The 7,878-nt window shown below is 65.4% G+C and carries 5 protein-coding genes and 1 pseudogene; 5 read left to right on the forward strand and 1 reads right to left on the reverse strand.

What is annotated here, in order from left to right:
* The 4 genes from GM79_RS06550 to GM79_RS06565 form a co-directional block, all read left to right on the forward strand.
* The coding region (locus GM79_RS06550; RefSeq protein ID WP_035561101.1) for a T9SS type A sorting domain-containing protein at positions 1 to 1,280 on the forward strand (1,280 nt) is incomplete at its 5' end.
* A 264-nt stretch (positions 1,281 to 1,544) separates the two neighbouring features.
* On the forward strand, positions 1,545 to 3,260 hold the full coding sequence (gene pafA / locus GM79_RS06555; RefSeq protein ID WP_051718598.1) for an alkaline phosphatase PafA: 1,716 nt from the start codon (positions 1,545 to 1,547) through the stop codon (positions 3,258 to 3,260).
* Between the two features lie 247 nt (positions 3,261 to 3,507).
* Positions 3,508 to 4,071, forward strand: a complete 564-nt coding sequence (locus GM79_RS06560) for an inorganic diphosphatase (protein ID WP_035561105.1) — start codon at positions 3,508 to 3,510, stop codon at positions 4,069 to 4,071.
* 555 nt (positions 4,072 to 4,626) lie between these two features.
* Positions 4,627 to 5,505, forward strand: coding sequence for a hypothetical protein (locus tag GM79_RS06565; RefSeq protein WP_152559877.1), 879 nt, complete (start codon positions 4,627 to 4,629; stop codon positions 5,503 to 5,505).
* Here GM79_RS06565 and GM79_RS06570 read toward each other — a convergent pair.
* Positions 5,502 to 7,043, reverse strand: coding sequence for an NAD(P)H-hydrate dehydratase (locus GM79_RS06570; RefSeq protein WP_035561111.1), 1,542 nt, complete (start codon positions 7,041 to 7,043; stop codon positions 5,502 to 5,504). The genes GM79_RS06565 and GM79_RS06570 overlap by 4 nt on opposite strands.
* Before the next feature lie 130 nt (positions 7,044 to 7,173).
* Here GM79_RS06570 and GM79_RS24685 point away from each other — a divergent pair.
* A pseudogene (locus GM79_RS24685) lies at positions 7,174 to 7,878 on the forward strand (IS5 family transposase); the annotation flags it as partial.

A 7,878-nucleotide genomic window follows, 5' to 3' on the forward strand; every position in this document is an offset into this window, starting at 1 on the left:
CGGTGGCCGGCGGCCCCGCGGCGGCCACCCTGGGCGATGTGGACGGCGACGGCGACCTCGACCTGGTGACGGCCAACGTGGTGAGCGGCCTGGTGGGGGTGGCCCTGAACACCGGCACCGGCACCTTCCTCTTCAGCCGCAACGTGGCCGTATCGGGCAGCCCCCTGGGCGTAACGTTGGGCGACGTGGATGGCGATGGCGACCTCGACTTGCTGGCACCCGACTACAGCAACGGCCTGGGCACGAGCGTGAGCGTGCGGCTGAACGACGGCACAGGCGTATTCAGCGGCAGCCAGAACGTGAGCGTGGGGCTGGCACCCGGCGATGTGAGCCTGGGCGATGTGGACGGCGACGGCGACTTGGACCTAGTGACGGCCAACCGCGGCCTCATCTTCATGGGCAGCGTAAGCGTGCGGCTGAACAACGGCAGCGGCACCTTTGGCGGCGGCCAGGACCTAATTCTGAACGGCAACGCCGCCCGCGTGGCCCTGGCCGACCTGGACAACGACGGTGACCTGGATGTGCTGGCCAGTAACCCCAACTCGAGTACGGTAAGCGTGCTGTTGAACAACAGCGCCGGCTTATTTGACCGCGTCCCGGACGTGGGCGTGGGCGTGGCCGCTTTGGCGCTGGCCACTGGCGATGTGGACGGCGACGGCGACGTTGATTTCGCGGTGGGCAGCTTGATGAGCACCGGCATTGGCATCTACTTCAACAACGGCAGCGGCCTGTTCAACTCGAGCCTACCCCTGACGGTGGGCTCCTTTCCCATCGAGCTGGTGCTGGGCGACGTGGACGGCGACGGCGACCCCGACCTGTTGGTGGCCTACGACGACAACAGCGTGACCGGCTCCGTACGCGTGTTGCTGAACGATGGGCTGGGGGCTTTTAGCGACGGCCCGCAGGTAAGGGGCACGGGGCGTTCCTTCCGAACCGTGCTGGCCGATGTGGACGGCGATAGCGACCTCGACCTGTTGCTGCCCAGCGCGGCGGGTAATGCCGTGGGCATCCGCCTCAATGGCGGCACCGGCCCGCTGGCCACGGCACCGGGCCGGGCCGCGCCCGTTCCGGTGGTCGCCTTCCCCAACCCCGCCACCGGCCGGGTGCAGCTAACGCTGCCTCCCGCCGCCACTACCGCCGAGCTGCTCGACGCGCTGGGCCGAGCCGTGCGCGCAGTGCCCGCTCAGGCCGGTGCCGCCACCCTCGACGTAGCCGGTCTGGCCCCCGGCCTCTACGTGGTGCGCGCCGCCGGGCAGGTAGCCCGGCTGGTGGTGGAATAGCGACGATTTCGGGGGGGGGGCGAGCCGGTGCCGAGGTCAATTTTGTGGCCGGCAGCGCGGGCAGCCTCCAAAAACGCCACGAGGCCGGGTATGGGCCAGCGCTGGGTCCAGTACCGGGTTGATGAGCAGGCAGCCCGTCATGCCTCGGCTACGGTCGGCATGACGGGCTGTCGGCACGAGGTTCTTTCGGTATGAGCCTTCGCTTTAACACCGGACACGCGCAACGGAAGTATCTTTACGGCCGCTTAGCATTCCTGATTCCGCTTGAAAAAGATATTTCTGTTTGCGCTCACGGCTCTGGCCGCCGTTCCGGCTCTGGCCCAGAAAGCCGGCCAACCGGTGCCGCGCCCCAAGCTGGTGGTGGGCATTGTGGTCGACCAGATGCGCTACGACTACCTCTACCGCTACTGGGCCAAGTATGGCACGGGCGGCTTCCGGCGCCTGCTGGGCCAGGGTTTCAGCTTCGAGAGCTGCAACTACAATTACGTGCCCACCTACACCGGGCCGGGCCACGCCAGCATCTACACCGGGGCCACGCCCTCGGTGAACGGCATCATCGGCAACAACTGGTTTGAGCGCGAAAGCGGCCGCGACACCTACGTGACCGAGGACAAAACCGTGCAGCCCGTGGGCGGCTCGGTGGCGGCCGGGCAGATGTCGCCGCGCCACATGCTGAGTACCACCATCGGCGACGAGCTGCGGCTGGCCACTAACTTCCAGAGCAAAGTCATTGGGCTGAGCATGAAGGACCGGGGCAGCATCCTGCCGGCCGGCCACTCGGCCACGGCCGCCTACTGGTACGACGGCACCAACGGCGCCTTCATCACCAGCACCTTCTACATGCCGCAGCTGCCGGCCTGGGTGGCGGCCTTCAACCAGCAGGAACGCCCCGCACAGTACCTGAGCAAGCCCTGGGAAACGCTGCTGCCCCTGGCCCAGTACACCGAAAGCACCCCCGACGACGTGGCCTGGGAAAGCAGTTTCCGGGGCGAGAAAACGCCCACTTTCCCGCACGACCTGCCCACGCTGAGCGCCGCGCCGCCTGCCGCCGTCACGGCCCTCACCAAAGCTGCCGGCGAGCCCACTCCCAAAGCCTCCCCGCGTAATCTCGACCTCATCCGGTCCACGCCCTTCGGCAACAGCCTCACGGCGGACTTCGCCCTCGAAACCCTGCGCGCCGAGCAGCTGGGCCAGCGCCCCGGTATTACCGATATGCTGGCCGTGAGCTTCAGCAGCACCGACTACGTGGGCCACCAGTTCGGTCCCAACTCCGTGGAAGCCGAGGACACCTACCTGCGCCTCGACCGCGACCTGGCCCGCCTGCTGAGCGAAATAGACAAGGCCGTGGGCAAGGACAATGCCCTGGTTTTCCTTACCGCCGACCACGGCGCGGCCAACGCCGTGGGCTTTTTGCAGGAGCACCGCATGCCCGCCGGCGGCGTGGGCAACACGGCTATGCGCGACTCGGTGCAGCGCACCCTCACGCGCCGCCACGGCCCCGGCAACTGGGTGCTCGACTTCGGCAACCTGCAGGTGTACCTCAACCGCCCTCTGCTGGCCCAAAAGGGCCTGGACCTGGCCAAAACCCAGGCTGAGGTAGCTGCCCTATTGCTCCTGCTGCCCGGCGTGGCCCAGACCCGCACCGCTACCGACCTGCAAAACGCCCACTGGAGCGAAGGCCCCGGCATGCTGCAGGAAAACGGGTTTTTCGCCCCCCGCTCCGGCGATGTGCTCGTGACGCTGCTGCCCGGCTGGCTCGAAGCCTATTCGTATCCGGTAATTAAAGGCACCACCCACGGCACTACTTGGGCGTATGACACGCACGTGCCGCTACTTTTTTGGGGCTGGCGCGTAAAGCACGGGGAATCGGCCACGCCCGTTCAAGTCGTGGACATTGCGGCCACCGTGGCGCGTTTCCTGCACATTCAGGAACCAAGCGGCAGTAGCGGCGTTCCACTCGTAGAAGTGCTGAAGAAGTAACGGTTTAATCCCCTCCTTACTAAGGAGGGGACGTCAAGCCGCCAGGCTTGGCTGGGGTGGTTGTATGCGTAAGGTTGGCGTGATAAGGTTGTGACCAAATTGTTTGGTGAGCCGTTCAACGCCAACCTTGCGCCCACAACCACCCCCGTTTCAGCCGTTGGCTGAAACATCCCCTCCTTAGCTACGCTGACCTACGGTTGGTAAGGAGGGGAGTTTGTTCTGTCTTTCTCAATCCACTCAAGGTTACATGAAAAATACCTATTTCAACCCCTGGCACAACGTGTCGCGCGGCGACAACAACCCCCAGGTGGTGCAATCCATCATCGAAATCCCCAAAGGCAGCAAAGGCAAATACGAGCTTGACAAAGACAGCGGCCTGCTGAAGCTCGACCGCGTGCTGTTCTCGGCCGTGCACTACCCGGCTGCCTACGGCTTCATCCCCCAAACCTATTGCGACGACAATGACCCGCTGGACATCCTGGTGCTGTGCTCGGTCGACATCGTGCCCATGTGCATCGTGGAGGCCAAGGTTATCGGCGTGATGCAGATGGTGGACCAGGACGAGGAAGATGATAAAATCATCGCCGTGGCCGCTCACGATATTTCGGTAAATCACTACAACGACATCAGCGACCTGCCCCCGCACACGCTGCTGGAAATGCGCCGCTTTTTTGAGGACTACAAAGCCCTCGAACACAACAAACATGTGGTAGTAGAGCGCTTCATGGGCAAGGAAGACGCCTACCGCATCATCAACGACAGCATCAAGCTCTACGACGAAACCTTCGGCCAGCTGCAGGCTGCCATGTAAAAGATAAGGTTAGCTGGCGCGGGTCTGCGCAGCGCCAACAAGTATCCTTACCCAAAGGCGAAGCACGAACGGTTGACGTTCGGCTTCGCCTTTCTTGCGTTTGGTGATTAAGCAATGGAGTCAGGACTTACGCACTCAGTTGCTGGCGCGCGTCTCTGACGCGTGGCTTGCTGGCTTGGCGTTTCCAAACGCCGCCTTTCGCACCGTCTGGTCTCGTTGGTCGCGCGCGTCAGAGACGCGAAACCAGTGGGCAACGCGTCGGAGACGCGCGCCAGCAACTGAGTGCGTAAGTCCTAGGAGTATAAGTGACCGTACTCTATCTGCGTTGTCATGCTTCGACAAGCTCAGCATGACAGCTTTTTGCTACGCTTACTTCTACGCGGGTGCTCAGAGGCTGTTCGCAACCTAAGCGAAGTAGTTGCTACTGATGCTGGGAGTTCTGGGTTAGGGGATGAGGCGCGCGCGCATGGCGACAAAACCAGAACGTATCAACTCCGCGTGGCCTCGGCCGGCCGAACCCAACCGGTACTGCGGCCGGCGGCGCTAATTTTGCCCGTGGCCAATCTGCACCTGCCTGCTCGTCCTGTCGCTGCCCGCCACCCACTGGGGCGCGTGCTCGATGCCTTGCTCTACAGCAGCGCGTGGCTGGCAGCGGCGGCGGCGGCCCAAACGGCCGCCACCCTGCACCAGTGGCCAGCCATCAGCAGCGCCGGATACCGGCTGGTGGCGTTGGTGTTTGCCGCCACGCTGCTTGTGTATAACCTCGATGCTGCGCTGCCTTTTAAGCACCGCGAGCCGGCTGGTACTTCGGCCCGCAAGGCCTGGCAGCAGCGCCACCGCCCGCTCCTGCTGGGGCTGGCGGCCGGGGCGGCGGGGGCGGCCGGATTCTTTTTTTTTGTGGATGGCTGGTGGCGCTATTGGCCGGGACTCACGCCGCTGGTGGCGCTGGCACTGCTGTACTCGTGGCCGCTGTGGCCGTGGCACGGCCGGCGCCGGGCCCTACGCGAAATCCCACTGCTCAAAGGCTTCCTCATTGCCCTGGTGTGGACGGCCGTGACCGTGGGCCTGCCGGTGCTGCTATTGCGCCACCCCGTGGCCGAAGTTGCGGGACTATTTGGCCAGCGCTTCTGTCTGATAATGGTTATTACCATCGTGTTCGACGTTCGGGATTACGGGCGCGACCGTCGGGCGGGCACCCGCACTTTTCCCGGTGTGTTGGGTGTGGCCGGGGCCCGGCGGCTGGCCCTGGGGTTCCTGCTGGCCTCGGTGGCGCTGGGCCTGGCGCGGGGTGCCCCGCCGCTGGCCGTGCTGCTGCCCGGCGTTCTCACCGCCAGCGTGGTACGCGCCGCCGAAGAAACCCGCAGCGACTATTTCTACGCCCTGCTCACCGATGGCCTGCTGCTGGTGCAGGCGGCCGCTTATTTTGTGTTTTAAGCCCGCTGGCTACACTGGCGCAGCGCCGGGCCAATGTGGCGCACGATGTCGCCGGCCACCAGCCCGGCTTCGCCGGTTTGGGCGGCGGCCAGGTTGCCAGCCAGGCCGTGGGCGTACACGGCCAGCCGCACTGCCTCGAAGGGGAGGAGCCGGGCATCGGCGCGCAGGGCCAATAGCAGGCCGGTGAGCACGTCGCCGCTGCCGCCGGTGGCCATGCCGGGGTTGCCGGTGCTGTTGAAGTGTAGCTCGCCGCCGGGCGTGGCCAGGCAGGAGTAAGCGCCTTTGAGCACCACCAGGCAGCGGTGCCGCTGGGCGAAGTCGCGCAATAGCTCCAGGCGGTGGTAGTCGTCGCGGGCCGGCTCGGTGAGGCGCTCAAATTCCTTGGGGTGCGGGGTGAGCACAGTGTTTTCGGAGAGCAGCGCCAGCAGCTCGCGGTGCTGGCCCAGCAGATTCAGCGCGTCGGCATCGAGAACGAGGGGCAACGGGCGGCCGGTTTTGGCGAGGGGCTGGCCAGCCGCTTCCAGCAGCTGGCGCAGCACGGCGAGGCTGGCTGCGTGCTGGCCCAGGCCGGGGCCAATGGCTACGGCCTGGTACGGCTTCAGGTCGGGCAACTCGCTGATGTGGTCGGCCTGCGGGTCGGTCAGGCACATGGCTTCGGGCTGGCTGATTTGGAAGATGTCGTAGCCGCAGCCGGGGATGTGGGCCGTGAGCAGGCCCACGCCGCCGCGCAGGCAGGCCCCCGCCGCCAGCACGGCCGCGCCCATCTTGCCCCGGCTGCCAGCCAGCAGCAGCGCGTGCCCAAATGTGCCCTTGTGGCTGAACCTGAGCCGCGGCAGTAGCTGATTGGCCATCGTAGCCGCTTCGGTGTAGTGCCAGGGCGTGGCGGTGCTGGTAATGAAATCAAAACTTAAATCAATGTCCTCCACCTGCCATTCGCCCACAAAATCCGCGTTCTGCGGCAGTAGAAAAGCCAACTTGGGCAGGCCGAAACTCACGGTGTGCTGCGCCCGCACCACGGCGCTATCGGCCGGCTGGGGCGCCTCGGCGAAGAGGCCGCTGGGGATATCCACGGCCACCACGCGGGCCTGCGCCTGGTTGAGGTGGTGCACCACGGCGGCGGCCAAGCCAGTCAGCGGCCGGCTCAGGCCGGTGCCAAACAGGGCATCGATAACCACGGTATCGGCGGAAATGGCGGGCAAGGCCTCGGCGCTGATTTCGGCCACGGGCACGGCGGCGGGCAGGCACTGGCGGTTGTGCTGCCAGTCGGGGGAGTAGCTGCCGGCGGGCAGCAGGGCCACGCGCACCCGGAAATTGGCCTCGTGCAGCAGGCGCGCCAGGGCCAGGCCGTCGCCGCCGTTGTTGCCGGGGCCACAGAGCAGCAGCGTATCGGCGGGCACCCGGTCGTAGCCGTACTGGTCGTAAAACCAGAACAGCAATGCCTGGGCGGCGCGCTCTATGAGTTGCGCTGATGTGAGGCCCTGCTCAGCGATGGTGGCTTGGTCGAGGGCGCGGGTCTGGGCGGCAGTGAGGATTTTCATGGTAGGGGTGGGCTTCCGCTCGCCTCACGTTCACCTCACCCCCTAACCCCCTCTCCAAAAGAGAGGGGGGACTAGGGCGTGAGGACAATAAGAAATCAGCTATATGTTTACTGCTTATTTACTTTTCAGCATGCGCCGTCACGAAATTTCTGATGCTACCTGGGCCCTGGTTGCCCCGCACCTCTCCGGCAAGGCCGCCGATGGCGGGGCGACGGCCGTCGATAACCGGCTGTTTTTCAACGCTGTGGTGTGGATAATGCGCACCGGCTGCCCGTGGGCCGACCTGCCCGAACGCTTCGGCAAGTCCGACACGGCCCGCAAACGCTTCCGCCGGCTGGCCGAAAAAGGCGTCTGGCGCCGCCTTTTCCAGGTCGTCCAAGCGCCGGAGCTGGACTGGGTGCTGCTCGACTCGACCATCGTGCGGGCGCACCAGCACGCGGCGGGCCAAAAAAAAGCGACGCTCAGACCGAGTGCCTCGGCCGCAGCCGGGGCGGGATGAGCACCAAAATTCACGCCTGCGTCGAGTCGCTGGGCAACGCGGTGCGCCTGCTCGCCACCCCCGGCCAGGCCGGCGACAGCCCGCAGGCGCTGCCCCTGCTCGACGGCCTCGACGTGGGCCAGGTAGTGGCCGACACGGCCTACGACAGCGACCAAACCCGCGCCTATTGCGCTCAACGCGGTATTCAAGCCGTCATCCCCAGCCACCCCAACCGCACCCAACCGCTGCCCCTGGACGAGAATGCCTACCGCGACCGCAACAAAATCGAACGCTTTTTCGGACGCATGAAGCAGTATCGCCGCTTGGCCACCCGCTACGAGAAGACCATCGTTTCCT

This window comes from Hymenobacter sp. IS2118, assembly GCF_000715495.1.
Classification (GTDB): Bacteria; Bacteroidota; Bacteroidia; order Cytophagales; family Hymenobacteraceae; genus Hymenobacter.

Coding starts and splice junctions, on each gene's coding strand:
- GM79_RS06560 (WP_035561105.1), top strand. CDS start 3,508: ATGAAAAATACCTATTTCAACCCCTGGCACAACGTGTCGCGCGGCGAC.
- GM79_RS06570 (WP_035561111.1), bottom strand. CDS start 7,043: ATGAAAATCCTCACTGCCGCCCAGACCCGCGCCCTCGACCAAGCCACC.